This window comes from Moorena sp. SIO4E2 (assembly GCF_010671945.1).
GTDB lineage: Bacteria > Cyanobacteriota > Cyanobacteriia > Cyanobacteriales > Coleofasciculaceae > Moorena > Moorena producens.
In genome coordinates this window covers 1-1,380 of sequence record NZ_JAAHIE010001231.1, presented here as the reverse complement: position 1 = coordinate 1,380, position 1,380 = coordinate 1, and the positions used below count along the sequence as shown (strand labels likewise).

The 1,380-nt window shown below is 43.6% G+C and carries 1 protein-coding gene; it reads left to right on the top strand.

Annotation, left to right across the window (positions count from 1 at the left end; translation table 11 throughout):
* Window positions 1-132: 132 nt before the first annotated feature.
* On the top strand, window positions 133-1,155 hold the full coding sequence (gene dusA / locus F6K37_RS42470; RefSeq protein ID WP_287257228.1) for a tRNA dihydrouridine(20/20a) synthase DusA: 1,023 nt from the start codon (window positions 133-135) through the stop codon (window positions 1,153-1,155).
* Window positions 1,156-1,380 lie beyond the last annotated feature (225 nt).

Sequence of the window (1,380 nt, the reverse complement as noted above, 5' to 3'; positions counted from 1 at the left end):
CGCTTCTTGATAGTATAGCACTACCCATTCAGATGTTTGACATTCATAAACTCCAAAACTTAGTCATAGCTTACTTCTGACTTCTGACTTCTAACTTCTGACTTGCGTGTAGCGCTATAACTGCCTCGACCCATGACTCCCCTGAGTAGAGCTATTTCACCCGAATCACTTCCAACGGAATCCAAAATTATTAGTAGCGGTTATCCCTTAAGTATTGCGCCAATGATGGATCGCACTGACCGCCACTATCGCTATTTCATGCGCCAGATTACACGACGGACATTGCTCTACACCGAAATGGTCACCAGTGCAGCAATTATTCATGGCGATCGCGAACACTTGCTAGGCTTTTCCCCACAAGAGAAACCCCTAGTCTTACAAGTTGGTGGTGACACTCCCAGTGAATTAGCTGAATGTGCCCGAATTGCTGAAGCTATGGACTATGACCAGATTAATCTCAACGTTGGTTGTCCCAGTAGTCGGGTGCAAAATGGCAATTTTGGAGCTTGTTTGATGGCGCAGCCTGACCAGGTAGCACGCTGTGTAGAGGCTATGGTTAAAGTAGTGAACATACCCGTTACTGTCAAGCACCGTATCGGTATTGATGACCTTGACCGCTATGAAGACATGGCTAATTTTGTCCGCATTGTCTCAGCGGCCGGTTGTCAGCATTTTACTGTACATGCCCGCAAGGCTTGGCTACAGGGTTTGAGTCCAAAAGAGAATCGCAACATTCCACCCTTACGTTACAGTGACGTCCATCGTCTCAAGCAGGAGTTACCTTACTTATTCGTGGAAATTAATGGTGGATTCACTAGTCTTGAACAAGTGCGAGAACAACGGAAGTATGTCGATGGGGTAATGATTGGGCGTGCAGCTTACGACAATCCCTATCTGTTTGCCAAAGCTGATTGTGATATCTATAGCGATACAGTTATACCCCCAACTCGCCATCAGGTGGTCGAAGCCATGTTTTCCTATATTGATCACTGGGTAGGCAAAGGTATTAAGCTGAATAAAATTACCAGACATATGCTGCAATTATTTGCAGGGCAACCAGGTAGTAGAGCCTGGAAACGTCATCTAACTGAAAATTCCTGCTTGGTTGGTGTTGGTTCTGAAGTCGTTCGGGAAGCCTTAGCTAAAATTCCCTAGGTGTTAAAAACGTAAGCATTCAGCCATCAGCTATCAGCTATCAGCGGTCAGCTTTGTGGTAAGCATATGCTTACGGTTTTTTATTGCCATATACTCAGTTATATATTATTAAGTATTTTTGTACTATTATAGTATATAATAATCATAAATATAATAGTGGTAGTGGCAGATTTAGCGGCAAAATACTGCTATAATTCAGATTTTATGCTTCAAAAACCGCTCCCC